Origin of the sequence: Paraburkholderia sp. A1BS-2L (assembly GCF_051125205.1) — a bacterium.
Lineage (GTDB): Bacteria > Pseudomonadota > Gammaproteobacteria > Burkholderiales > Burkholderiaceae > Paraburkholderia.
Genome location: NZ_CP120429.1, coordinates 487,853 through 513,704 on the forward strand (window position 1 = coordinate 487,853; position 25,852 = coordinate 513,704).

Consider the following 25,852-nt stretch of genomic DNA (forward strand, 5'->3'; position numbering starts at 1 on the left):
TTTCAGCAAGCGCCGATTACTTGCCGCACGGTGCGATCACGACGCGATCGCGACCAAACTCACTGATGTGGCCTTGCACACCGCCGGTGAAGAGGCCGTACCAGACAGCTGGCTTCAGGGCCAGTTCCTTTCTCAGGAACGCGATCGGCTGGTCCGTTTCAATGCAATCGTAGGCCCCTCGACGAACCACACGGCACCCTTCCCGCTTTTCAGCGTCCTTGACGATCGCGGCAAACTCGTCGAGCTGCGGAACGTAAATCCGCACACCGTTACCGTCGCCGTTGACGTGCTCACGCTCGTTGAGCAACGCGGCTTTTCGCGCCCAGAATTCATCGATGTTCAGAACCCGGCGGCCTTCCGCCGCAGCCATGTCCTCGGCCTCCATTGCAGCCTGTAGCGTCAGCGCAGCATCGTCGGCATCGAGTTCGCCGAGTGGACGGAGCTTTCGCGTGAACTCGATGAAATAGCCGTTCGGATCCCGCACGTAGATCGATTCGATGACTTCGTGACGCGTTTCGACGGAAACGTTGAGTCCCTGTGCTTCCAGCTTCGCCTTCCACGCATGAAGCTCCTCTTCGCTTTCGACCTGCCACGCCGTGTGCGTCGCGTCGAACACGTGGTCTTCAGGAGCCGGTGCGCGCTGGGACCGGCCTTCGAGTTCGGCCGGCTGATCGGAGCCCAGATAGTAGAAAAAGGCGATGGTGCTCCCCTTGCCACTATCGAAAAAAAAATGCAGAAAGTCCGGATGATTCGACGGTCCCCAACCCCGCGCGGAGATCACGTGAATCAGTTGTAGTCCTAATTTGTCACGATAAAACTCAACGGTTTCCCGGAGTTTCCAGGTCGGCCGCGCAGTATGGTCGACACCGTTCAGTTTGAGTTGACGCGGGTTTGCGTGGGCAGTCATGCGGGATCTCCAGATTCAGTATTCTCGGCAGGCTCAGAGAGCGGGAAAAGTGTCCTTGAGCCACGAAGCCAGTTGCCGGCCGGCCTCGAGCCGCCCCGGTTCTTCTTCGGGCGACAGGGCGCGTCCGTGATGGTCGCCTCGTACGCGCAGGTGGCGCTTGTTCGAAGAGGCAATGGAGGCGTAGATCTTCTTCACGTCGCCCGGGAAGCAGGCCTGGTCCCCGGTGTACTCGACGACAAGCACGGGCTGAACAATCGACGCAGCCGTCTTTTCCAGCGTCGCATTGGACGACAGGCCCGACCACGTCGACAGCCAGCTTTCCGGCGTGCATTGGCGCGCAAACCCGACTGCGCCGTAATTGGATACGTAGGGATCGCTACCCCACAGCGAGCCGAACTTGCGGTCGGAGGGGTCGATGGACAGATCGAAGCAACGCAGATCTGCATCGGTACGCCATACGTTGATGATCGGCGTATGCGACGCGATCCGGCGGTCTTCGACCGAAGCGGCGCTGCCCGCCTCGGCCATCCTTTTCCGGGCCGACATGCGCAGCGCGATAAGACGCCGCGCGTGTTCGTCGATGCGGGCAACGCGCTCGCGCTGTGCAGCGCGATAGCGCTCGACGAAGCTCGCGTCATAAGTCGTTGCGCCGGCGCCGGCAAACCCGTTCCCGGGATTGAGTGGATCGAGCGCGGGATCGACTGCCAGCGGGTCGTATTCGCTGACGACGGACGGATCGATGCAGTTCATCAGCAGTGCGCCCTGACCAGGGTGCGGACCGACGAACACGACACCATCGACCTGGGGCATCTGCAGATCAGCCAGGCGCGTCGGCTTGCCGGCTGGGGTGCGGCTCGTGCGCTGCTCGGGCTGACATCCCGACTGCTGCACGTAGTACGCGTAGAGCCCCGCACCGCCGGAATTGCCCAGCAGCACGATGCGGCGGTACCCGCGCGACTTCAGGTACGTCAGTCCCGCGGCGACATCGTGCAACGCGAATTCATGCTCCAGACGCAGATCGTTCCCGACCGAGCGAGGCGACTGCGACCAGGCCGCATAGCCCGCGCCCACGATGTCCGGGATCAGATAGTGGCAGGCCATGAACTCGCGCGGGTGCATGACACACACCACCGTGTCGGTCGGCGTCGACGGCTCGTAGAGCGAGCCGCCCGTCGCGGCGCCGTCTGCCGTGCGCAGCACGACGTTGGTCGTCCGCGTGCCTTGCGGCACGTCTCGCGGGTTCCAGTCGGTATTCAGAAAGCCGGCGGTCGCGCCGGCTGCCGGGTTGCGGGTCGTGGTCATCTGTCTTGCCGCGGCGAAGCGGCACCCTCGTTTGATCGTGAGTCGATCATACGAGAATTAGACACTACCGTCAAATTTTCGACGATCTCGTTAACCCTTCCCGGTTGACGCTACTGTCAACGCGTCCTATTTCGATCCGGATGGCAGATGGCCGATCTGCCGCTCCAGGACGGCCATTGCGTCCCGCATCTGGCTCATGGTCTCCGCGATCGTGACCGGTCGCGCCCGCGGCGCCTTGACCTTGAGCAGGCCACGAAGCCCCAGTTCGGCAATGGTGGCCGCCACCTCGCGTGCCGGCACTTCGCCGCCCGCATCGAACCACCACGCACACCAGTTGCACATGCCGATGATGGAAAACGCGGCGACATGTGCATCGATCGGACGAAATACCCCTTCGCGAATACCGCGCTGGATCACATGGACGAAATGGGCAAGCACCCCGCGCCGCGCATCCTCTGCCGCCTTGCGGTGCGCCTCCGGAAGGCTACTTTCGCTGCGCTCGACTACGCGAAACTGCAGGGGCAGCGAAAGGATGAGTCCGGCGTGCTGGATGATCAGTTGCTGTAGCGCCTCTTCGGCCGGAACGTCGTCGCGCATCGAGATCGATGCCGACAGCTCGCTTGCCTTCTGCGTGACGTCTTCCGTCAGGGCCTCCAGCATGGCTTCCTTGCTGCGGAAGTAGTGATACACCGCTGTTCGTGTCAGGCCCGCCGCATCGGCGACGTCCTGAATGTTGGTCCCGCCAAAACCTTTCGAAATGAAGAGCAGGCACGCCTCCTCGAGGATTGCCTGCCGCTGCGCGGCATTCCGGGTGATTCGTTCCCGTGTCGTGGTCGTGTTGTCGCTCATGTAAATGTCCATTGGTCGTGCCGCATCAAGGCGCTACAACGCGTAAGTCTACCCGCGCGCTGTAAGGCGCCCGGGCGCGAAATGCTCAGCGCACCAATTTCGTCTGGCATTTCAGGGAAAACGATAGTGGTATTGACACTAACGTCTATAAATTTGACTATAGTGTCGAATACAGCCAGAATGCGTCCACACTTCCTTCCTTCGTCAAGAGCTGGTTCGGTCGCCTGGGCAGCGGCGACGCCAATGTCGATGTCGAACCGCCGGGCGAGCACTTATACATGGGTGAGACATGGTATTTCTCCAGAACGCATGGCACATGATCGGCTGGACCAGCGAGCTTAACGAAAAGGGCTTTCTCCATCGCACGATCGCTAACGAGCCGATCCTCGTTTACCGTCTGCAAAATGGCACGCCGGCAGCGATCGCGGACCGCTGCGCACACCGTTTTGTGCCATTGCACATGGGCACGCAGGTTGGCGACCTGATCCAGTGCGGCTATCACGGCCTCTGTTTTGACAAGGCCGGCAACTGTGCAAAAAACCCCGTCGACGGCGCGCCGATTCCCAAAGCGGCAAAAGTGAAGGCGTATCCGGTACTCGAACGATTCGGCGGATTCTGGGTGTGGCTCGGCGACCCCGAGGCGGCCGACGAGAGCGCCCTGCCCGACTACGCGTTCCTCACGGATCCCGCGCGCGCCGCGGTGCAGGGCTACATGGTGACCCAGGCCAACTACCAACTGGCCATCGACAACCTGACCGACCTCACGCACATCCAGTTCGTGCACGGCGAGTATCAGGGGTCCGAAGCGTTTCCACGCATCAAGAACGAGGTCAAGCAGGACGGCAACACGATCTACACCTACCTGACCTTCCCGAACGGCAAGGTCCCGATGTTCTACGCCAATGCCGTCTCGGACCCGGACAAGCTGATCGACCTCGTCTACGAGGTGCGTTGGGATCCGCCGTCGAACGCGAAGCTCACGGTCCGCGGCTATGAAGTCGACGACCGCGAAAAGATGCTCTTCGAGATTCAGAGCGCGCATATCGTGACGGCCGAGTCCGAGTTCACGTGTCACTACTTCTTCTGCAACAGCCGGGATTACGCGGTCGGAGATCCAGAAGCGGATCAGAAGGTGCGTGACTGGCAGCGCATTGGATTCGTCGAGCAGGACAAACCGATGCTGGAAGCCCAGCAGCGGTCCATTGGATCGGTCGACATCATGGATTTGCACCCTGTCTTGCTCGGCACCGACAGTGGCGCGATCCGCGTCCGACGCACTTTGGCGAAGCTGCTTGATGCCGAAGTCGCGGCGCGGAACAGGCCGGTCGCCACAACGACCTGACACAGGCTGGCTCGGCGCATGCAGGCCTCCTCCCGCATGCGCTTGTAGAACCTTACTCAATCTCCATGGAGCGGGCGCGAAAAAACATAAATGCCAAAATAATAATTAGCAAAACGAACTTAAATGAAGTCTGGAGACATCGACAATGAAGAAGCTTCATGCAGTCATCGCAACGCTAGCTTTCGGATCATCCGCGGCATACGCGCAGGTTTCAACTTCGAGCATATCGCTCGTTGGGAGACTGGACGACGGGATCGTTTACCAGACCGGCAAGACCGGGGGTTCGTCGGTAGGCATGGCAGCCAATATGTGGCTTCCTTCGTTGTGGGGTCTGCGGGGACAGGAAGATCTCGGCGGCGGTCTGAGCACGGTATTCAGTTTCGCGTCCACCATCATCGTCAACACCGGGGCGGCTGCGAGCACCCAGAAGCTTTTCGACCGCAACGCTTATGTCGGGCTGACCTCGAATGACTGGGGGACGCTTACGTTCGGACGGCAGGTCAATACGCTCGCCGAACTTTTTTACGTGACGGACCCGCTCAACGCCAACAACTCGGCAACGAACATGAACGTTCGGCTCGGCTACCTGGGCGGACCGGGCACCACGATCCAGAGCAATTTCGGCCCCAATCCCGGGGTTGCCGGCGCCAGTCTTGACCGTGTCGATAACGCCGTGAAGTACCAGATCCGCAAGTACGGTTTCACCGGCATGGCGATGTACGCCTTCGGCGGGATCGCGGGCCAGTTTTCGAATAACAGTGCTGCTGGCGCGATGGTGGGCTACGACGGCGGAGCGGCAACGCTCAGGGCGTCCTATATGCAATACAAGGACAACATCGGAACGCTCTTCTTCGCCTATGCAGGAGGCGCTTCCTACAAATGGGGAGGCTTGACGCTGCGGGCGACGTTCACCCAGAACCGGATCGACAGCGGCTTGAACACGCCCGCCAGACCCTACCGGAATATGCAGACCCAGGTCCTTTCCGGCGGCGGAGACTGGCTCATCACACCGGCATTCGACCTCTACGTCGCTTACTACCGTGGCAAGCGAACTCAGGACGGCGCACCCGATGAGGTCGCCAACAAATTCTATGTCGTCCCCAGCTACTTCCTGAGCAAGCGCACGACGATGCAGCTCGTGGGCGTGTACGAACGTCTCAATGCGAATGGCGCAGCCCTCGACACGGGCACTCCGCTCGCCCAGGGGGCGCGTTCCTCCGTGTACCTCGGCGTCGGCATGACGCACAGCTTCTAGTCGTGCACAGCCGGAATCTCGCAACAAACAGCAGGAGATTGTCTTGAAAGTTACTGTAGTGCGAAAAGTGCAAGAAGCGACCGACATCTGCCGCTACGAGCTGGCGAGAATGGACGGAGCCTCTTTGCCGGCTTTCTCGGCCGGCGCTCACATTGATGTCCATGTCAATGCAGACACTGTGCGGCAATATTCATTGTGCAATCCCTCTCACGAGACGCACCGGTACGTCATCGCTGTGTTGCGTGAGTCCGCTTCCAGAGGTGGCTCGGAGTCCATGCATCGGGACGTGAATGAAGGCGACGCCCTGACCATATCGGAGCCCAAGAATCACTTCCCCCTGGCACGCGATGCCGAACGAACCCTCCTCATTGCCGGCGGCATTGGTATCACGCCGATTCTTTGCATGGCTCACCGGCTCTCGCATATCGGTGCGCCGTTCGACATGCATTACTGCGTGCGCTCGGCGGATCGCATGGCATTCCGCTCGACGATCGAGCAATCTCCGTTTTCATCTCAGGTCGCCTTCCACCTGAGCGACGACGACGAGGCGCAGCAGTTCGATGCATCGACGGCGCTCGCCAGCCCAACGCCTGGCACCCATCTTTATGTCTGCGGCCCGAAGGGCTTCATGGACATGGTCATTCAGACCGCGCGCGCGCAGGGATGGGGTGAAGCCACGATACATCGCGAGTATTTCGCGGGCACCGCTGCCGACACCTCATCGGATCAGCGCTTCAGCGTGAAGCTGGCGAGTTCTGGCCAGGTCATCCCGGTATCGCCCGATGAATCGGTTGTTCAGGCGCTTGCGAAGTGCGGCGTCGAGATTCCCGTGTCCTGCGAGCAGGGTGTATGCGGCACCTGCCTGACACGGGTACTCGGTGGCGAGCCGGACCATCGCGACGTCTATTTGACCGATGTGGAGCACGCGGCGAACGATCAGTTCACGCCTTGCTGCTCGCGGTCCAGATCGGGGCTGCTGGTTCTCGATCTCTAACTCGATCCACACAACCTTTTTACAACAAGCGCAAGAGTGCCAAACGCTCGGAACGGCGCACCCGGAGAAGATGAAAATGGAACTGTCAAAAGCGCGTAGCCGGTTCCCGGACGCGAAATCGATCCATGGCGCGCAGTACATGGTGGTGATGCTGTGTGCACTGTGCATGGTCGTTGACGGCTTCGATGTTCAGGCCATGTCGTACGCGGCACCCGCCCTGATCAAAGACTGGGGAATCGGCAAGGCCATGCTCGGCCCGGTTCTGAGCGCCGGCCTGTTCGGCATGCTCGTGGGCTCGGTCCTGCTCGCAGGTATCGCCGACCGCATCGGCCGCCGGCCAGCATTGATAGCCTCTCTGATGTGGGTAGCAGTCCTTATGGCTTTGACATCCATCGTTCACACGCTCGGACAACTGGTGGCAATCCGCTTCATCGCGGGGCTCGGGATGGGGGTCGTCGTTCCCAATGCGCTCGCGTTGGGAGGGGAATACAGTCCGAAGCGCCTGCGCACGACGCTCGTGATGGTGGTCTCTTCCGGCTATGTGATCGGCGGAGTCGTAGGCGGAGCGATCGCTACGTTTGTGATCAAACCATTTGGCTGGACCGGCGTCTTCTACTCCGGTGCGATTCTCACCGGCTTCCTCGCACTGCTGATGCTGATCCTTCTTCCGGAATCGTTGCAGTTCCGGCTGTTGCGGCGTCCGAACGACGACAAGACGGTCGACCTGATCCGGAAGTACCGGCTCGACGACGAGTTCAACCAGACTGAGCAGTCGGCACGCAAGGAAAGCGCGCTGAAGGTGGTGTTCGGACATGGACGCACGCGCCCCACTGTTCTGCTCTGGCTCGCGAGCTTCTGCAACATGCTCAGCGCGTACTTTCTGGCTGCGTGGATCCCGCTTCTGATGAGCGCAATCGGATTTTCGGCCGGTGCCTCGCTGCTTACCGGCATGGCGTTCTGGGGTGGCGGCCTCATTGGCAACTATCTGCTGGGCTATCTGATCGACCGCTTCGGATATGGCTGGGTCATGTTCGCCAACTTCGTGCTTGGCGGACTGTCTATCGCGGGACTTGCATTCTTCACCCATCAACCGGAAATCGCCGTCCTGTGCATCATGTTCGCTGGCTTTAGTGTCATCGGCGGCCAGTCTGGGCTCTACGGCATCGCAGTGGTCTTTTACCCGACCAAAGGGCGCTCGACGGGTGCCGGACTTGCATCCGGAGTCGGACGTGTCGGGGCGGTGCTCGGTCCGGTTCTGGGAGGGTATTTGCTCTCGCGCTCGTGGACCGCGGACCAGATCATCCTTGCCTCGGCTGGGCCGACGCTCGTGACTGCCCTGTCGATAGCCCTGCTTTCATCCATTTCCCGTTCGGACGACCCCTGCGCCGTATCGGCCCCTTCCGTCGGGACGCAATCGTAGCGCGAGCATCGGGACCATTAGCTGCCTGCAGCGGCGTAAGCGGTAAACGTTCTGGCTCCCTGGTTTATCGCGCCTTGATGGTTCCAGCCTCGCAAATCACGAAACTAGAGGGGCTAGTAAGGAGCAAGTTCGATCGGCGCTAACTACCTCGGCGTTCCCTGTCCGTACGAGTAGTATCGCCACCAGCCGTGAACCTCTAATCCTTGGCGGAAGGCAGACAGAGTCGAACTGTCCCGGGAACGGCTGACGTCCCCAACTGGGTTTGAAGCCCAGCCGCACCACCCGATACGATTGCCTTCCGTTGCAAAACGACGATGAACACGCAACAAACGCGAACCGCGCATCAAACCCAATCACGCATGCGGCTATCGGGCCTCAACACATGTAAATCGCGTTGAAACCGAGTATATCCAACGCGATCGAAGAACTCCAGAATCTGGATCGCGCGCTTGCGGCCGAGTCCCGTAGCATCGCGAAACGCCGCCGCGCTCACGCCTTGCGATTGCGGCGTTTCGGCCAATTGCGCCACCAGACGCGCAAGCTCGTGAATCACGTCGCGATCGTAGAACAGATCGCGCATGACCTGATACAGCTTGCCAAGCCGCGCCAGTTTGCGCAGCAGCGCGCGCACTTTTTCCTCGGATTCCCGTACTTCGCGTGCGAGGTCGCGCACCCATGGCGGGTCGTATTCTCCTTGTGCGAGCAACGGCATGAGTCGCGCGGCGAGCGCTTCCTCACCGGCATCGAGCGAAACCGCATGCGAAGGCAGATGCAGCCACGGCCCGCTGCGCGCGATACGTCCCGCATCGATGAGCGCGTCCACGGCCGCGCGCCAGATCTCCTCGCTTGCAAGCGGCGCCACCATGCGCCGCAGCCGCGCAGCGTCCGGTCCCTGCTCATCGGGTATGCGCGCATGGAATTCGCCCAGCACCTCGACAATGCGCGCAGCGAGGCGTGTCCAGTGCGCGCGCGCGAGCACGACGGATTCTGCGGTCCGCCCTTGCGAAGCGATCACGACCGCGTCGTCGGGCAGTGCAAGCGTGTCCGCGTCGAATCCGGTCAATTGCGTGAGCGTCGCACGTGCGAGCCCGTATGGCGCCTGTTCGATCAGCGCGTCAATGCGGCCTTCATCCAGCCATGCGCATAGCGCGTCGAGCCACGCACGGCGCTCCGGCGTGCGCCTGCGCCGCGCAGGCCCGAATGGGTCGAGCACGCGCCCGCCGCCCACGGTGCGGCTCGCCTGCGCGTTGCGCACGATGAAGCGGTCGCCGGGCATCGCGTGCAGCGGCGCATCGAAAACCAGTTGCACGCGGGCTTGCTCCCCCGCCGCGAGCACATCGCCTTCGAGCAAGGCAATATTCGCCACGCGGTGCATCGTGCCCAGATGCACATGCAGCGGCGACCAATGTTCAAGCCTGATGTCCGCGTCGTCGAGCAATTGCAGGTCGACGTCGAGGCGCGTCGCGGGCTGCGTGAGCCGTGCATCGACGATCCAGTCCCCGCGCGCGATCTGCTCCCGCTCCACGCCATGAAGGTTGAGCGCACACCGTTCTCCCGCTTGCCCCGCCTGCGCCGCGTGATTTTGCGCATGGATGCTGCGCACCCGCACCGGTGCGCCCGCTGGCGCAAGCAGCACATGCTCGCCCGTGCGCACGCGCCCCGCGAACACCGTGCCGGTCACGACCGTGCCCTGCCCCGTCAAGGTAAAGACGCGATCCACGGCAAGACGGAACAGACCGTCGTCGCGGCGAGCGCGCCAGTGCGTGGCGCGCTCGCGCAACCAGGCGTCGAGTTGCGCGACGCCCGGGTCGCCCGCCCGGGTCGCCTGCGTTTCGAAGCACGGCGCGCCCGCCAGCGCGGTTGGCGCGAGCCACGCGGCAATGTCCGCGCGCACCTCGGCAAGGCGCGCCGGGTCCACGCGATCCGTTTTGGTCAGCGCGATCGCACCGTGCCTGACGCCAAGCAATTGCAGGATCGCGAGATGCTCGCGCGTTTGCGGCATCACGCCGTCGTCGGCGGCAATCACCAGCAGCGCGAAGTCGATGCCGCATGCGCCGGCCGCCATGGTGTGCACGAGTTTTTCGTGCCCCGGCACGTCGATGAAACCGAGCACCTCGCCGTTCGCGAGCGGCGTATAGGCATAGCCGAGCTCGATCGAAATACCGCGCGCTTTTTCTTCCTTGAGCCGGTCGGTGTCCACGCCGGTGAGCGCGCGCACGAGCGTGGTCTTGCCGTGATCGATATGCCCTGCCGTGCCGACGATCACAGGCGCAGCTCCGCGAGTTGCGCGACGAAAGCGGCTTCGTCCGCGTGTTCGAGGCAGCGCAGATCGAGCCGCAGCGCGTCGTCGGCAATGCGGCCAATCACGGGACGCGGCAAGCCGCGCAGCGCGCGCTCCAGTTTGAGCAAGGCACGGCCGCCGCCGCCCTTGCCGCTGTGGCGCGCGACCAGACCGTAGCCCGGCAGCACATCGACCGGCAACGCGCCGCTGCCGATCTGGCTCAGCATCGGCTCGACGCTCACCGCATAGCCATCGCCGAGCGCCCGCTGCAGTGCCGGCAGCGCACGCGTGGCCGCTTCGTGCATCTCGCTCGCGGGACGCGTGAGCAGCCGCAGCGTCGTCAGGCGCTCGCGCAGGAATTCGGGCGCCTGGTAAAGCTTCAGCACGGGCTCGAGCGCCGCGAGCGTGAGCTTGCCCACGCGCAGCGCGCGCTTGAGCGGATGCTTCTTGATCTTTGCGATCAACTCCCTGCGCCCGACGATCAACCCGGCCTGCGGGCCGCCCAGCAGCTTGTCGCCGCTGAAGGTGACGAGGTCGGCGCCCGCTTCGACGGTGGCGCGCACAGTCGGCTCGGCCGGCAGGCCCCATTGCGTGAGATCGGCGAGCGTGCCGCTGCCGAGATCCACGGCAACGGGCAAACCATGGCGCTGAGCGAGCGGCGCGAGTTCGTCCAGCTCGACGCTCTTCGTAAAGCCGCTGATCGCATAGTTGCTGCAATGGACCTTCATCAGCAGCGCAGTGCGCGCGCCGATAGCGGCCTCGTAATCCTTCAGGTGCGTGCGATTGGTCGTGCCCACCTCGCGCAGCCGCGCGCCCGCGCGGCTCATGATGTCGGGAATGCGAAACGCGCCGCCAATCTCCACGAGTTCGCCGCGCGAGACGATCACTTCCTTGCGTGCGGCCAGCGCGGAAAGCGCGAGCAGCACCGCCGCCGCGTTGTTGTTCACGACGGTCGCCGCTTCGGCGCCAGTCAATTCGCAGATGAGTTCGTCGATCAGGTCGTCGCGGTCGCCGCGCTTGCCGGTGGCCAGATCGAATTCGAGGTTCGCGGGCTGCGTGAGCGCTTGCACGACGGCGCGCACGGCAACGTCGGGCAGCAGCGCGCGGCCCAGATTCGTGTGCAACACCGTGCCGGTCAGATTGAATACCGTGCGCAGGTTGTTTTGGGCTCGCGCCGCGAGCGTGCGCTGCGCATCGGCAAGCAGGCGCTCGATGGAAAACGGCGCCTGCGAGTCCGCCTCGATCACGAGCGTGCCGGCCTGCGCCTCGCGCCGCCAGCCGTCCAGCGTCGCGCGGATGGCCGCGAGCACCTGGGTGCGTCCATGCTGCGTGATCAGCGCCTGCGCGTGCGGCGCGGCAATCACGCGCTCCACCGCCGGCATTTGCGCAAGCAATGCATTCAGCGCGCTTTTATCGACCTTCTCGCTCGCCCCCATCATTGCTCGGCCGGCGCTTCGGGATAGAGCAGCGGGTTCGCACTCGCCCGCCGGTAGCCCGCTTCGCTCATCAGCAAATCGAGCGTGAGACTCGCGAGATCGTCGGCGAGCGGCTCGAACTCGAGGTCCTTCTCCTGATAGCCGATCTTGCGATAGGTATGGCATTCGTCGCACGACTCCGCTTTCAAGGCCGGATTGCCCCCTTCGATGCCGTGATACGCAATGCCTTTCGTCGAATCGCAGTTCGTGCACTTCACGCGCACGACGTGATTCTCGGTGCCGCACAAGCTGCATTGCACGTAGCGATAGCCCTGGAATGCGCCGCCCACGCGCACGATGCTCGCAACCGGTTGCACGCCGCATACGGGGCACACGCCTGGCGCATCCACGTAAGGCACCTCTTGCACGCGCAGGCGGCTAGCGAGGTCGGTCCAAACCACTTGCAGCGCGGCCATGACGAACGGCGCCGTGGCCGGTGCCACTTCCGCATGGCGCTGCCCGAGCAAGGCGTCGGCTTGCGCGTCGAGTTCGGCGTCGCTCATCGCACGCAGCGTGTCCAGCACCTTCGCGAGCGCGGGTGTAACCACGCCTGCCGCTTCCACGCGATCCGCCAGGCGGCGCAGCACCGCGCGCCATTGCGGGTCGCGTTCAGTACCGAGCGCGGGCAGGATCGGCATCGAATGGCGCTGCGCATGGGCGAGCGCTTCGTGCGGCGGCATTTGCGCTTCGAGATGCGCGAGCGCCTGCTGCTGCGCATCGACGAGCACCGCCATGAGACGCACATAGCCGCCGATGGGATTGCGCTCTGCCAGCTTGCGCAGCCGCGCGGCGCGCTCGCTGAAATGCGTTGCGCGCTCGGGCAGGCGGATGCGCGGAATCGCGGAGGGATCCTGCGCCTGAATCTGCTCGGGATCGAGAATGCGCTGCGTGGGTTGCGTCACGACGAATCGTCTCCCTTCTCTCCATAACAAAAAGCCGCCGCGCCCTCGCGGGCGGGCGGCTTGTGCAGGACCGCGCGCCTGCTACTTGATGTTCTCGCGGAACCAGCGCGGATGATGCTTTCTCGCCCAGCCCCAGGTCACGTACCCGCGCGTCATGGCGCGAATCGAACCTTTAACCCACAGCGCCGCATAAATGTGCACGACGATGCCCACGATCAGCGCGAACGCCGCGCCCGCATGAACGACCGCGGCCCAGCGGATCAGCGTGACGGGAAAGTACAGCGAGAAGTAGCGCCGCCAGATCACGATGCCGCTCACGAGCAGCAGCACGAGACAAACCACCATCACGAAGAATAGCAGCTTCTGTCCCGCATTGTAGCGGCCGACTTCGGGCAGCTTGTCTTCGCGGTTGTTCAGCACATCGCCCATCTGCCTGAGCCATTGCCGGTCATTCGCATCCAGATAGTTGTGATGCCAGAAGCGCAACGCAAGCAGCATGAACGAGATGAACATCACCACGCCGATGAACGGATGCAAAATGCGCGTCCATTGCCCGCCGCCGAACAACGCGGAAAGCCAGAACATCGCCGGATGAAACATCGCGAGACCCGAAAGTGCGAGCAGCACGAAAGTGATCGCGGTGATCCAGTGGTTGGTGCGCTCGTTGGCCGTATAGCGCTGAATCAGTTGCGGTTCATCGTTATTCATCGCCGCGCTCCTCGGGTTCGCCACGCATGCGCCGCGCCTCGTCGCGCGCGGCCTGCTCGTCCTCGGCATTCACATCGTTCGGCCCCACCCGCGTGTAGTGGAAGAAGCCCGCCACCGCCGCGAGCGCGATGCCCGCGAGCGCGAGCGGCTTGGCCACACCCTTCCACAGCCGCACGAGCGGGCTGATGCGCGGGTTGTCGGGCAAGCCGTGATACAGCGAGGGCTGGTCCGCGTGATGCAGCACGTACATTACGTGCGTGCCGCCCACGCCCGGCGGATCGTAGAGCCCGGCCTTGTCGAAGCCGCGCTCCTTGAGGTCGACGATGCGCTCCGCCGCGTGCTGCTTCATGTCTTCCTTGGTGCCGAACACGATCGCACCGGTCGGGCAGGTCTTCACGCAGGCGGGTTCCTGCCCCACGGCCACGCGATCGGAGCACAGCGTGCATTTATAGACGCGATGATCCTGCTTCGACAGGCGCGGAATATTGAACGGGCAGCCCGTGATGCAATAGCCGCAGCCGATGCAGTTTTCCTCGTGAAAATCCACGATGCCGTTCGTATACTGCACGATCGCGCCCGGCGATGGGCATGCCTTGAGGCAGCCCGGATCCTCGCAATGCATGCAGCCGTCCTTGCGGATCAGCCATTCGAGGTTGCCGTTCGGGTTCTCGTATTCCGTATAGCGCATCACGGTCCACGAGTGCTCGGTGAGATCGCGCGGGTTGTCGTAGACGCCCGCGTTGATGCCCACCTCGTCGCGCAGATCGTTCCATTCCATGCACGCGGTCTGACACGCCTTGCAGCCAATGCACTTGGTGACGTCGATGAGTTTCGCGACCGCGCCCGTGGACGGCTCGCGCACGCCGGGCGGCGGCGTGGTGGTGGCCGACTGGCGCTTGATATCGAGCGATTGCAATGCCATGTCGTCCCCCTATGCCTTTTCCACTTTCACGAGGAACGACTTGAACTCGGGCGTCTGCGAATTGCCGTCGCCGACGGGCGGCGTGAGCGTATTCGTCAGATAGCCGGGTTTGGTCAGCCCCGTGAAGCCCCAGTGCAGCGGCACGCCTACGTGATGCACCTTCCTGCCGTCGATGGTGAGTGCCTTGATGCGCTTGGTGACCACCGCCACGGCAATCAGGTAGCCGCGATTGCTCGACACCTTCACGCGAGCGCCGTCGACTACGCCCACCTCCTTCGCCAGTTCCTCGCCGATCTCGACGAACTGCTGCGGCTGAATGATGGCGTTCAGCCGCGCATGCTTGGTCCAGAAGTGGAAATGCTCGGTGAGCCGGTACGTGGTGGCAACGTGCGGGAACGATTGCGCCGTCGAGAACGTCTTGCGGTCGTCCGGGAACACGCGCGCTGCCGGGTTGCTCGTAGCCTGCGCGTTGTTCGGGTGGAACGGGTTATAGCCGAGCGGGTTCTCGAAGGGTTCGTAGTGCTCGGGAAATGGCCCTTCGTTCAGGCCGTCGCGCGCGAAGAAACGCGCGACGCCTTCGGGGTTCATGATGAACGGCCCCATGCCGAGATCGGGCGACTCATCGATTTTGTAGTCGGGCACGTCCGCGCCGGTCCATGCGCTGCCGTTCCAGCCGATCAGCTTGCGGGTGGGATCGAACGGCTTGCCGGACGTATCGCACGAGGCCCGGTTGTACAGCACGCGGCGGTTCGCCGGCCACGCCCAGGCCCAGTTGAGCGTCTGGCCGATGCCGGTGGGATCGGCGTTGTCGCGCCGGCCCATCTGGTTCCCCGCCTGGGTCCACGCCCCGCAGAAGATCCAGCAGCCGCTTGCCGTGGTACCGTCGTCCTTGAGCTGCGCGAAGCCCGAAAGCTGCTCGCCCTTCTTCACGAGCACCTTGGTAGCATCCTTCGGGTCGGTCTGGTCGGCGAGCGCGCGGCCGTTGTATTCCTTCGCGAGCTCCTCGGGCGTGGGGCTCGCCGGATCCGCATATGGCCAGTCGAGCTTCACGATCGGGTCGGGCAGCTTGCCGCCGTCCTTCTGGTACGCCGCGCGAATGCGCAGAAACAGTCCCGACATGATCTCGAGATCGCTCTTCGCCTCGGCCGGCGGCTCCGCACCCTTCCAGTGCCATTGCAGCACCCGGCTCGAACTCACGAGCGAGCCGTTTTCTTCAGCGAAACAGGTCGTGGGCAGGCGGAACACCTCGGTCTGGATCGAGCCGCTATCGACATTGTTGTAATCGCCTACTTTCTTCCAGAACTCCGAAGTCTCGGTGGCGAGCGGGTCCATGATCACGAGCCACTTCAGCTTGCCGAGCGCGGCCAGCGTTTTCGCCTTGTTCGGCGCGGACGCGATCACGTTGAATCCCTGGCAGATATAGCCGTTGACCTTGCCCTGGTTCATCAGCTCGATGGTCTGCATCAGGTCATAGGGCTTGTCGAGCTTCGGCAGCCAATCGTAGCCCCAGTTGTTTTCCTTCGTGGCCGCGTCGCCCCACCACGACTTCATGAAGCTCACGAAAAAGGCGTTATAGCGCTGCCAGTAGCTAAGCTGGTTCGGCCGCAGCGGTTGCAGCGCGCGCTTCTTGATGTAGTCGTCGTAGCTCTGTTCGGCCTCGTTGGGCAGGGTCATGTAGCCCGTGAGCAGATTCGACATCAGCCCGAGGTCGGTGAGCCCCTGGATGTTCGAGTGGCCACGCAGCGCGTTCATGCCGCCGCCCGCGATGCCGATGTTGCCGAGCAGCAACTGAACCATCGCGCCCGTGCGGATCATCTGCGAGCCGATCGAGTGATGCGTCCAGCCGAGCGCATACATGATGGTGCCCGCACGCCCCGGCTCGGCCGTGGTCGCCAACATTTCGCATACCTTGAGGAATTTCTCCTTCGGCGTGCCGCAGACCTTCTCCACCATCTCGGGCGTGTAGCGCGAGTAATGCTGCTTGAGCAACTGATAGACGCAGCGCGGATTCTGCAGCGTGGCGTCGGTATTCACGAAGCCATCTTCGCCGATCTCGTAGTTCCACGACGACTTGTCGGGGTACGCGTGCTTTTGCGCATCGTAACCCGAGTAAATGCCGTCGTTGAACGCGAAATCCTCACGCACGAGGAAGGTGAAGTCCGTGTAGTTCTTCACGTACTCGTGCTGGATCTTGTCGTTCGCGAGCAGCCAGTTGATCACGCCGCCAAGGAACGCGATGTCCGTGCCGGTGCGAATCGGCGCGTAATAATCGGCGACCGAAGCCGTGCGCGTGAAGCGCGGGTCCACCACGATGAGCCGCGCCTTGCGATGCGCCTTGGCCTCCGTGACCCACTTGAAGCCGCACGGATGCGCCTCGGCCGCATTGCCGCCCATCACCAGAATCACGTCCGCATTGCGAATGTCGACCCAATGGTTCGTCATCGCACCACGGCCAAACGTCGGGGCAAGACCTGCCACCGTCGGGCCGTGTCAGACACGCGCCTGGTTGTCAAATGCGAGCAGGCCCATCGAGCGGGCCACTTTATGCGTGAGATAGCCGACTTCGTTGCTGCCCGCCGAGGCGGCCAGCATGCCGGTGGTCAGCCAGCGGTTGACGGTCTTGCCGTCCGCGGTTTTCTCGACGAAGTTCGCGTCGCGGTCTTCCTTGAGCAGCTTCGCGATGCGGTCGAGCGCCTCGTCCCACGAAATGCGCTTCCACTCGTTCGAGCCCGCCGCCCGATACTCGGGGTACTGGAGCCGGTTCGGGCTGTGAATGAAGTCGATCAGGCTCGCGCCCTTCGGGCACAGCGTGCCGCGATTGACCGGGTGATCGGGATCGCCCTCGATATGGATGATGCTCGCGGTGGCATTCTTCGCACCATCGCCGAGACCGTACATGAGGATCCCGCAGCCCACCGAGCAATACGGGCAGGTGTTGCGGGTTTCAGTGGTGCGCGCCAGTTTGTATTGTCGAACTTCGGCAAGCGCATTGTCGGGCGCGAAACCCATCAATGCGAGGCTGGAACCCGCCAGCGACGTTGCCGTGACCTTGAGGAACTGGCGCCGGGACATTTGCAGCATGGTGTGCGTCCTCGGCTTTGGGATTGTGGGTTTTTTCAGTATAAGACGTTTCGAAAGATAGATCCTGTGCCGTGTCCGGGCGCGCTATCCAGGAACCAGGCTTGCTATATTTCCGCAAGGCCCGACGTATTCGTATGAGGCCCGGCGCGGCCATTCCCCCCCGCGCCGGGCACAATGCCGGCAACATGAATCCACCCTTGCCGGAATCCAGGACGTTCAATATGGCAACTCTCCCATCGGAGCGACTCGGCTCCGCCGCGCGCAAGGAAGCCTCCTGGGTCGCGAGCGCGTGCCGGCAATTCATCGCCGACCGCTGCCCATCGCTGGCCGCGAGCATCGCCTTCTATTCGGCGTTCTCGCTCGCGCCCACGCTCGTCATGGTGATCGCGGTGGCAGGCTGGTTCTTCGGCGCCGACGCCGCACGCGGCGAGCTGTACCGCCAGGTCCACAACGTGCTCGGCAACGATGCCGCCGCGGGCGTCACCACCATCGTCGAGAACGCGCACCGTGCGGGCGGCACCGGCAGCATCGCCGCCATGATTTCGCTCGCGATGCTCGCGGTCGGGGCGTCCGCAACCTTTGCGTCGCTCAACTCGGCACTCAATATAGTCTGGCCGCCAATCGGCCCGCGCACCTCCTCAGTGCTCGCACTCGTGCGCCTGCGGCTGATCTCGTTCGGCCTCGTGCTCGGCGTCGCCATCCTGCTGTTCGTCTCCGTCGTGCTGGATACGGTCATCACCTTCGTCGGCCGCTGGCTCTGGGGCGAAACCCCTTTTGTGATCATCGGAAACCTGCTGCAGCTGACAGTCGGGCTGCTCGTGCTCGCCTTTGCATTCGCCGCGCTGCTGCGCTTCCTGCCCGACGCCGTGGTGCGCTGGCGCGATGCCCTGGTGGGCGGCATGGTGGCGGCAGCGCTGTTTTCGGTAGGCAAGAAACTTTTCGCGCTCTATCTGGCGCATGCGGGCATGGCCACGGCGTTCGGCGCGGCGGGCTCGCTGGCCGTGCTGCTGATGTGGCTGTACTTCTCGGCTGCCGTTTTGCTGCTCGGCGCCGAATTCTCGGCGGCCCGCGCACGCCTGCACGATCCACGCGGCGCGTGGGGTTTCCTTGCGCAAACGCCGCCCGGCAGCCGCGCCAAGCTCGCCTCCGTGCTCGCTGCTTCCACGATCGCCCCCATGCGCGAAACCGTCGCGGCCAGCCGGCCGGTCCATGCGGTTCCGATCGGAAACACGGCTCCCGTAGCCGGCTCGCATGCCGGCCGGGATGCCGCCGGGGGGGACGTCCATGGCGCGAGGGCCGCCGATGCACCGCTGCAAGTGATCGGCCAGGTGCGCGCCGAAGGCGGCGCGTTCGCCCGGCACAGCGCCGGCAGCCTGCAGATCCGCCGTTCAGTAGTCAACATGGAAAAAAGCGCCACCGAGGCCGCCGCCCGCACCCTCGTGCGCGCGGGCCGCACGGTGGCCGCCACCAACCGCTATGTCCAGCGCCACCCCTGGCGTTCGGTGGCGCTCGTCGCGAGCGCCGCGCTTGCCGTGACGGCGGCAGCGGGCCGCCGCCGCTCGACCGTCGGGCAGGACTCGCCCCACCCGGGCGATTAACGCCGCCTCTCGTCGGCCCCCGGCCCGGCAACCGGCGGCTCGCGCCGGTACAGCCAGATTCGAAATACGGAGCAACCCGTCCCCGCTTCCAGTTGCTCGGTATTTACCCTTATATGCCTCGCCCGCGGTTGCACGATTTGCGACCCGTTTCGGAACCGGTAATAGCGCCGCACCGGCATTCGCTTCGTTCCGCATCCGGAAGAATCCGTTAGAGCCGGTATTACAACGCGTTCTCCGGATGTGTCAGCTTTTTGCGACAGTCATTTTTTTTCAGTTCTGGAGAATTAGGCCCCTGCGTTATTCTCCGTTCCGCAATGGCATGAATCAATTCAAGCAACAACTAAATATCTGCGTGGAGAAAACCGGATGAAACGAATCGCCCTCTCGACCCTCTCGCTGGCCGTCCTGGCCGTCTCGGGCGCAGCACATGCGCAGAGCAGCGTGACCCTGTACGGCGTGATCGACGAATCGATCCAGTGGGTTGGCAACACGAAGAATGCTGAAGGCCAGAACAAGAACCTGGTCGGTCTGTACGCTGGCAACCTGTCGGGCGACCGCTTCGGCCTGAAGGGCGCGGAAGACCTCGGTGGCGGCCTGAAGGCGATTTTCCAATTGGAAAACGGCTTCAACGTCAACAACGGCAAGATGGGTAACTACAACGGCAACAACCTGCTGTTCGGTCGCCAGGCATACGTTGGTCTGACGAGCGAGCAATTCGGTACGGTCACGCTGGGTCGCCAGTACGACCCGCTGGTTGACATGGTTCAGCCGCTGACCGCCGACAACTACTTCGGCAGCACGTTCGCTACGCCGGGTGACGTCGACAACAACGACAACAGCTCGCGCACGAATAGCGCCATCAAGTACGTGTCGCCGGTGTTCGCTGGCTTCCAGTTCGAAGGCATGTACGCACTGGGCGGCGTTGCAGGTTCGACCGGCTCGGGCCAGAGCTGGGGCGCAGCTGCTACGTACGGCATCGGTGGCTTCAACATTGCCGGCGGCTACTTCCGTCAGGACAACTCGTCGTCGCCGGCCGCCCGCCTCGCAAACGGCGGCTGGGCAGCGAACGCAACGTCGGACAACTTCTTCCAGGACGGCACCCAGATCCAGCAGGCTTACGCTTCGGCGAAGTCGGTTGGCAATGCTTCGGTCGCTGCCCAATACGTCGCAGGTCCGTTCACGTTCGGCGCACGTTACGCCAACGTCCAGATCAAGCCGGACGGCTACTCGGCGTTCCAGTCGACCGAGCGCTTCAACGTTGCTGGCGGCTACCTTGGCTACCAGGTGAACCCGGCTCTGCTGCTCGGCCTGGGCTACGTCTACACGCACGGTGCAGGCGACACGTCGGCTTCGTACAACCAGGTTTCGCTCGGCGCAGACTACAACCTGTCGAAGCGCACAGACCTGTACGCAGTGGCGGCTTACCAGCACGCCAACGGCACGCAGCGCGTCAACGCGACGACGACCCAGACGGCCGGCGCTTCGATCGGCTCGTACGGCTACAATTCGGCTTCGAGCTCGCAAGAAATCGTCAGCCTGGGCATCCGCCACAAGTTCTGATCGGCATGAGCCGGGCTTCGGCCCGGCCAGGCGAAGAGACCATGCAGCAGCTAAAAGCTGCACGCTACACAAGCCAGCCTTCGGCGCAAGCCAAGGCTGGCTTTTTCATTGGCGGCGCGTTTTGCTACGAAAGATCGACGCGCCCGAAAATCCGGCCGCGCGCAACGCGCGGTTCTCGCGGCGCGCCACCAACACCACCATCAACACACCGCCAGCGCAGCCTCATTGCACGTTAGTGCTCCCTTGGAGCACCCTCAGCGCAACCTTGCAAGCGCCGCCCGCGCGTGACGCAAGAACGCCTGCGCCAGCGGCGCCGCGTCCCGGTGCGCGCATCGCGCCACATTGAGCGGCGCCTCCAGTTCCGGCACGAAGCGCTTCACCACCACGCGCGCGCTCGCCCCCGCCGCCGTGAGCGGATCGACGAGCGCGATGCCCATTCCCGCCTCCACCAGCGTCACGAGCGCCTGCGCGAGATCCGCCTCCACGCCAGTCAGACGCATCACGCCGTGCTCCGAGAACAGGCGGTCGATGCGCAGGCGCGCATGCGTTCCCGCCGCATAAGAAACGAAGCGCTCGCCTTCGCAATCGGCGGCGCCAACCGCGCGCTTGCGTGCGAGGCGATGGCCGCGCGGCACGATGCAGCGCATCGGCCATTGCCCAAGACGCTCCAGCCGCACCGCGCGCGGCGCCGCTTCCTCGCCGACGAGCGCCAGGTCGCAGCGCTCCGCCGCCACACGTTCGAGCGCGAGCGCGGGTTCGAGCGTGAGCAGCGTCACCTCCACGCCCGCATGCTCCTGCGCGAACGCCGCGCTCACGCGCGGCAGAAAGTCGGGGCCGAGTTCAGGCGCGCCGGCCACGCACAACACGCCGCGACGCTGCTCGCGGATTTGCGCGGCGGCCTGCACGACGCGCTCGAGTCCGCTAAACGCACGTTCGACTTCCGCATGCAGCGCATGCGCCTCGCCCGTCGGCAAAAGCCGCCCGCGTGCACGCTCGAACAACGCGAAGCCTACGCTCGCCTCAAAGTCGGCGACAAGACGGCTTACCGCGGGCTGCGAAACGCCCAGCGCGCGCGCCGCGCGCGTGACTGTGCGCCACTGCATCAAGGCGCGAAACGCTTCAACCTGGCGAATACTGAGTTCGGAAACTGGCATAACATCAAGGCATGCTATCTTCTTTGAAAGGTCGTTCAAGCATAACTCACCGGAATCTGGCCTGCTGCAAATCCCGTTTTTTATGCAGCATCATGCTCGACGCTCATATATAACATCTGGACATGCCTTGTGCACAGCGTGCTGCGATGCCGTTTCCGCACGCAAATAAAAATCCCCGTGGGCACAAAATGCCAACGGGGATTCTCTGGGTACTCACGCGTGCCGCAGCCAACGCCAAAGCGAGGCCACGGCATGAAGCGTTTAGGCCGCTGCTGCGTCCTTCAGCTTCTTCAGCGCGCGCGCCTTGATGCGCACGGTTGCCGGCTTGGCCGGGAACCAGCGCTCTTCACCCGTGAACGGGTCCTTGCCAAAGCGCTTCTTCTTCGCCGGAACGGCCTGAACGACGATCTTCAGAAGACCCGACAACGTGAACTCGCCGGCGCCCTTCTTGTGGACCGAACCCAGGATCGTGTCTTCCAGCGCAGCGAGCACGGCCTTCGTGGCCTTCGGCTCGACGCCGGCACGCTCAGCAACGTGAGCAGCCAGCGAGGCCTTCGTGAAGGTGTCCTTGATCGGCGACGGTGCGCCGGACGCCTTCACGGCGACCTTCTTTGCTGCGGCCGTCTTGGTGGCGGGCGCTTTCTTTGCGGCAACCTTCTTGGCCGGGGCAGCTGCCTTTTTGGCCACTTTCTTTGCGGAAGTCGGCATGTTTCTCCTACCAGTGTTGGTCAGTGAATCGACGAAGCACAGCGGAATGCAGATGCTTCAACGGCGGATTCTACAAGCGTGCAAGCGTTTTGCGTGACTCTTTTGCATCGTAGATGCAAATTTGTTGCGCGACGCTGACTGCCGAATGCATTTCGATACTTGTTTACAGGGGTGAACGTGCACCGGCTCGCCCCGCTCACGCGCGGCCCGCGCCATCGCGACACGTGCGCGATGCGGCGAAAACGCCACACGTATGGCGGTTTTGGGCAACAACGCCCCCTTCGCGCCACGTCAAAACAAAGTATGGCAGCGGACAAGCGCGTGCATTCGAGCGTCACCGCTGGCAGCTTTTACGTGCTTTTTGGCGCTCCTGCACGGGTATGCGCGCGTAGAGTAACGATGAACGCACCGTCGCCGGCACGGCGCGCGTCTCACTCCTCCTTCATTTCGAGGCATTCTCCATGGCGCTCAAGATCGGCTTTCTGCTATTCCCCAAGGTACAGCCACTCGACCTCTGCGGACCCTACGACGTACTTGCATCGATGCCGGACACGCAGGTTCGGCTCATCTGGAAAACGCGCGAGCCGGTGATGTCGGCGACCGGCATGCTGCTCACGCCCGACACCGTCTTCGACGACTGCCCGCCGCTCGACGTAATCTGCGTACCGGGCGGCAGCGGCGTAGCCGCGCTGCTCGAAGACGATGCCACGCTCGCATTCCTGCGCCACCAGGCGCGCACGGCGCGCTACGTCACATCGGTCTGCACCGGCTCGCTCGTGCTCGGCGCCGCAGGTCTCTTGCACAAGCGCCGCGCCACCACGCACTGGGCTTTTCACTCGCTGCTCGAACCGTTCGGCGCGATCGCGGTGAAAGAGCGCGTGGTGCGCGACGGCAACCTCATCACCGGCGGCGGCATCACGGCAGGCATCGATTTCGCGCTCACGCTCGCGGCGGAACTGGTCGGCGAGAAAGCCGCGCAGGCGCTCCAGCTTGAACTCGAATATGCGCCAGCGCCGCCATTCGATGCGGGCCGCCCGGAAAGCGCGCCGCGCGTCGTGGTGGAACGCGTGCGCGCGCAAAGCGCGGCAACGCTCGAGCAGCGCGCGCGCATCGTCGAGCGCGTGGCGGCAAAACTTCGGGACGCCAGCGCGTGAGCACACCCGCGTCGGCGCGCTGATCTGTTGCGCGATGCGTGAGCCAGGGGCGCATTTACTACCCTCGTTTGCAAGGATCGTATACATTCAATCCGGGGCCGCCGTTCAAACCGGCCCGCCCATGAAGGCGCGGCATCCGCCGCGCTGCGTCGCGCGATCCATGCATTACAAACCCTGAATCCAGCGGTAAAAATCAACCAGGAGGGGTGTTCATGCAGTCCATCACCAGCAAGCTGACTCTCGCCGCGGCCGCCGCCGCATTCCTGCTGGGCGTCACGGCGCCCGCTTTCGCCCAGGACGCCAGCGCACCCGCAGCCACCGCGCAAAGCGCCGCGCCGGCTTCGCAGCCGCTCACCAAAGCCGAAAAACGCAAACAGGCACGCGCGCAACACAAGGCCGAACGCAAAGCAGCGCGCGAGAAGAACAACGCCGAACTGAAGCAACTCGAAGACGCAGGCTACAAGCCCGCCAACAACGACCCGAACTATCCGACGAATCTCCAGAACGCGCAGAAGAAAGCCGCGGCATCCAAGGCGGCAGGCGCGAGCCAGTAAACCGCTTCCTCTCCAGTCTTTTTTCTCGCATGCGGGGACCGGCGCGCAGCTGGTCCTCCCATCGTCCGCCGCTCCCCTCGCTTCTCGTCCCTCGCTCCCAACACACGTTCCAGCGCACCTTCGGCGCACGCCATAACCCGATATGGGACGATCCCGCCCGTCACTGGTCGAGATGGAATCCACGTCATGAACGTACCGAAACCGGAAGCGGGCACGACATTCGCACCCAAGAAACCAGGCTTGCCCATCGGCTTGATCGCGGGCGCCGTCGCGCTCGTCGCCGTGTTGCTGCTGCCGTTGCCCGCGAGCCTGCCCGCAGCGGGTCAGCGCATGCTCGCCATTCTCGCCTTCGCCGTGGTCGTGTGGCTCACCGAAGCCGTCTCCTACGAAGCGAGCGCCATTATCATCACCTCGCTGATGGCGTTTCTCGTCGGCACCGCGCCCACCCTCGACGACCCCTCGCAGCTCTTCGGCACCTCGAAAGCCATCAGCATGGCGCTCGCGGGTTTCTCGAATTCCGCACTCGCGCTCGTCGCGGGCGCGCTCTTCATTTCGGCGGCCATGACCGTCACCGGGCTCGACAAGCGCATCGCGCTCGTCACGCTCTCGCTTATCGGCACCACCACGCGGCGCATCCTGATCGGCGCGATTGCGGTGACCATCGTGCTCTCGCTCGTCGTGCCGAGCGCCACGGCGCGCAGCGCCTGTGTGGTGCCGATCATGGTCGGCGTGATCTCGGCGTTCGGCGTGGACAAGCGCTCGAACATCGCAGCGGGCGTCATGATCGTGGTCGCACACGCCACCAGCATCTGGAACGTCGGCATCCAGACGGCCGCCGCGCAAAACCTGCTCACCGTGGGCTTCATGGACAAGATGCTCGGCGCGCGCGTGACCTGGCTCGACTGGCTGATCGCGGGCGCGCCTTGGGCGATCGTCATGTCGGCCATCCTGTTCGTGCTCGTGCTGAAGATGCTGCCGCCCGAGACCGACGCCATCGCGGGCGGCAAAGAGGCCGTGGAACAGTCGCTGCGCGAGCTCGGCCCCATGACCGGCCCGCAAAAACGCCTGCTGGGCGTCTCCATCGGCCTGCTGTGCTTCTGGGCCACCGAAGGCAAGCTGCACCCCTTCGACACCACCTCGGTCACCTATGTGGGCCTCGTGCTGCTGTTGCTGCCGCGCTTTGGCGTGATGGACTGGAAGACGGTGCAAAGCCGCATTCCCTGGGGCACGGTGATCGTGTTCGGCGTGGGCATCAGCCTCGGCACGGCGCTGCTGGCCACCAGGGCGGGCCAGTGGCTCGGCGACGTCGTCGCGCATCACACGGGCCTCGACAGCGCCGGGCCGTTCATGGCCTTCGCGGTGCTCGCCGCCTTCCTCGTGGTGATTCACCTCGGCTTTGCGAGCGCGACCGCGCTCACCTCGGCCATGCTGCCGATCCTCATCGCAGTGCTGCAATCGATGTCGGGCGACTTCAACCGGCTCGGCGTGACCATGCTGCTCGGCTACACCGTGAGCTTCGGCTTCATCCTGCCGATCAACGCGCCGCAAAACATGGTGTGCCTCGCCACCGAGACTTTCACCGCGAAGCAGTTCGCCCGCGTTGGCATCGTGCTGACCGTGGTGGGCTATCTGCTGTTGCTGCTGTTTGCCGCCACGTGGTGGCGCTGGCTCGGCTGGATCTGATAG

20 protein-coding genes and 1 tRNA gene are annotated in these 25,852 nt (G+C 63.7%); 9 read left to right on the plus strand and 12 right to left on the minus strand.

The features are described from left to right. Positions 1-16: 16 nt before the first annotated feature. From P5W98_RS16995 to P5W98_RS17005, 3 genes are all read right to left on the minus strand, one after another. A complete protein-coding gene (locus P5W98_RS16995) occupies positions 17-907 on the minus strand; it encodes a VOC family protein (RefSeq protein ID WP_421026850.1) in 891 nt (296 codons plus the stop codon). 33 nt (positions 908-940) lie between these two features. Next, positions 941-2,209, minus strand: a complete 1,269-nt coding sequence (locus P5W98_RS17000; protein ID WP_421026849.1) for an alpha/beta hydrolase — start codon at positions 2,207-2,209, stop codon at positions 941-943. Positions 2,210-2,335: 126 nt separating this feature from the next. After that, a complete protein-coding gene (locus tag P5W98_RS17005) occupies positions 2,336-3,058 on the minus strand; it encodes a TetR/AcrR family transcriptional regulator (RefSeq protein ID WP_421026848.1) in 723 nt (240 codons plus the stop codon). Positions 3,059-3,347: 289 nt separating this feature from the next. Here P5W98_RS17005 and P5W98_RS17010 point away from each other — a divergent pair, with 289 nt between their 5' ends. The 4 genes from P5W98_RS17010 (at position 3,348) to P5W98_RS17025 (ending at position 8,069) form a co-directional block, all read left to right on the plus strand. Continuing rightward, complete coding sequence (locus P5W98_RS17010; protein WP_421026847.1) at positions 3,348-4,400, plus strand: Rieske 2Fe-2S domain-containing protein; 1,053 nt, start codon at positions 3,348-3,350, stop codon at positions 4,398-4,400. A gap of 145 nt (positions 4,401-4,545) precedes the next feature. Next, positions 4,546-5,655 carry a porin gene (locus P5W98_RS17015; protein WP_421026846.1) on the plus strand — a complete coding sequence of 370 codons (1,110 nt, stop codon included), beginning with the start codon at positions 4,546-4,548 and terminating at the stop codon, positions 5,653-5,655. Positions 5,656-5,698: 43 nt separating this feature from the next. Continuing rightward, positions 5,699-6,649, plus strand: a complete 951-nt coding sequence (locus P5W98_RS17020; RefSeq protein WP_421026845.1) for a PDR/VanB family oxidoreductase — start codon at positions 5,699-5,701, stop codon at positions 6,647-6,649. 76 nt (positions 6,650-6,725) lie between these two features. Further along, positions 6,726-8,069 carry an MFS transporter gene (locus tag P5W98_RS17025; protein ID WP_421026844.1) on the plus strand — a complete coding sequence of 448 codons (1,344 nt, stop codon included), beginning with the start codon at positions 6,726-6,728 and terminating at the stop codon, positions 8,067-8,069. Between the two features lie 204 nt (positions 8,070-8,273). On the opposite strand, the gene P5W98_RS17030 is transcribed toward P5W98_RS17025, so the two are convergent. The 7 genes from P5W98_RS17030 to fdnG all read right to left on the minus strand — a co-directional run bounded on the left by P5W98_RS17030 (position 8,274) and on the right by fdnG (position 17,438). Then, a tRNA-Sec gene (locus tag P5W98_RS17030) sits at positions 8,274-8,369 on the minus strand. A gap of 43 nt (positions 8,370-8,412) precedes the next feature. Beyond that, complete coding sequence (gene selB / locus P5W98_RS17035; protein WP_421026843.1) at positions 8,413-10,335, minus strand: selenocysteine-specific translation elongation factor; 1,923 nt, start codon at positions 10,333-10,335, stop codon at positions 8,413-8,415. Then, entirely contained in the window at positions 10,332-11,789 is a 1,458-nt protein-coding gene (gene selA, locus P5W98_RS17040; RefSeq protein WP_421026842.1) for an L-seryl-tRNA(Sec) selenium transferase, read from the minus strand. The genes selB and selA overlap by 4 nt, the downstream gene beginning before the upstream one ends. Beyond that, positions 11,786-12,727, minus strand: coding sequence for a formate dehydrogenase accessory protein FdhE (gene fdhE / locus P5W98_RS17045; protein ID WP_421026841.1), 942 nt, complete (start codon positions 12,725-12,727; stop codon positions 11,786-11,788). Before fdhE ends, selA begins: the two co-directional genes overlap by 4 nt. An 81-nt stretch (positions 12,728-12,808) precedes the next feature. Next, positions 12,809-13,435 (minus strand): formate dehydrogenase subunit gamma, encoded by a 627-nt coding sequence (locus P5W98_RS17050; RefSeq protein WP_421026840.1) that lies wholly within the window; start codon positions 13,433-13,435, stop codon positions 12,809-12,811. Continuing rightward, complete coding sequence (fdxH, locus tag P5W98_RS17055) at positions 13,428-14,357, minus strand: formate dehydrogenase subunit beta (RefSeq protein ID WP_421026839.1); 930 nt, start codon at positions 14,355-14,357, stop codon at positions 13,428-13,430. Before fdxH ends, P5W98_RS17050 begins: the two co-directional genes overlap by 8 nt. Positions 14,358-14,366: 9 nt before the next feature. After that, the gene (gene fdnG, locus P5W98_RS17060; protein WP_421026838.1) at positions 14,367-17,438 is read right to left on the minus strand and encodes a formate dehydrogenase-N subunit alpha; all 3,072 of its coding nucleotides are present in this window, start codon (positions 17,436-17,438) and stop codon (positions 14,367-14,369) included. 221 nt (positions 17,439-17,659) lie between these two features. Between fdnG and P5W98_RS17065 the strand changes: the two genes are divergently transcribed. After that, on the plus strand, positions 17,660-19,036 hold the full coding sequence (locus P5W98_RS17065; protein ID WP_421026837.1) for a YihY/virulence factor BrkB family protein: 1,377 nt from the start codon (positions 17,660-17,662) through the stop codon (positions 19,034-19,036). A 366-nt stretch (positions 19,037-19,402) separates the two neighbouring features. Then, positions 19,403-20,596, plus strand: a complete 1,194-nt coding sequence (locus tag P5W98_RS17070) for a porin (protein WP_421026836.1) — start codon at positions 19,403-19,405, stop codon at positions 20,594-20,596. A 254-nt stretch (positions 20,597-20,850) separates the two neighbouring features. Here P5W98_RS17070 and P5W98_RS17075 read toward each other — a convergent pair whose 3' ends face one another. Then, positions 20,851-21,699: a LysR substrate-binding domain-containing protein gene (locus tag P5W98_RS17075; RefSeq protein WP_434718529.1), complete on the minus strand. Its 849-nt coding sequence runs from the start codon at positions 21,697-21,699 to the stop codon at positions 20,851-20,853. Positions 21,700-22,011: 312 nt separating this feature from the next. Beyond that, entirely contained in the window at positions 22,012-22,458 is a 447-nt protein-coding gene (locus tag P5W98_RS17080; protein ID WP_035529715.1) for an HU family DNA-binding protein, read from the minus strand. Positions 22,459-22,919: 461 nt separating this feature from the next. On the opposite strand from P5W98_RS17080, the gene P5W98_RS17085 reads away from it, so the two are divergent. From P5W98_RS17085 to P5W98_RS17095, 3 genes are all read left to right on the plus strand, one after another. After that, positions 22,920-23,612, plus strand: a complete 693-nt coding sequence (locus P5W98_RS17085) for a DJ-1/PfpI family protein (RefSeq protein WP_421026834.1) — start codon at positions 22,920-22,922, stop codon at positions 23,610-23,612. Between the two features lie 212 nt (positions 23,613-23,824). After that, positions 23,825-24,166, plus strand: a complete 342-nt coding sequence (locus tag P5W98_RS17090) for a DUF4148 domain-containing protein (protein ID WP_421026833.1) — start codon at positions 23,825-23,827, stop codon at positions 24,164-24,166. A gap of 186 nt (positions 24,167-24,352) precedes the next feature. Continuing rightward, on the plus strand, positions 24,353-25,849 hold the full coding sequence (locus P5W98_RS17095) for a DASS family sodium-coupled anion symporter (protein ID WP_421026832.1): 1,497 nt from the start codon (positions 24,353-24,355) through the stop codon (positions 25,847-25,849). Positions 25,850-25,852: the final 3 nt, after the last annotated feature.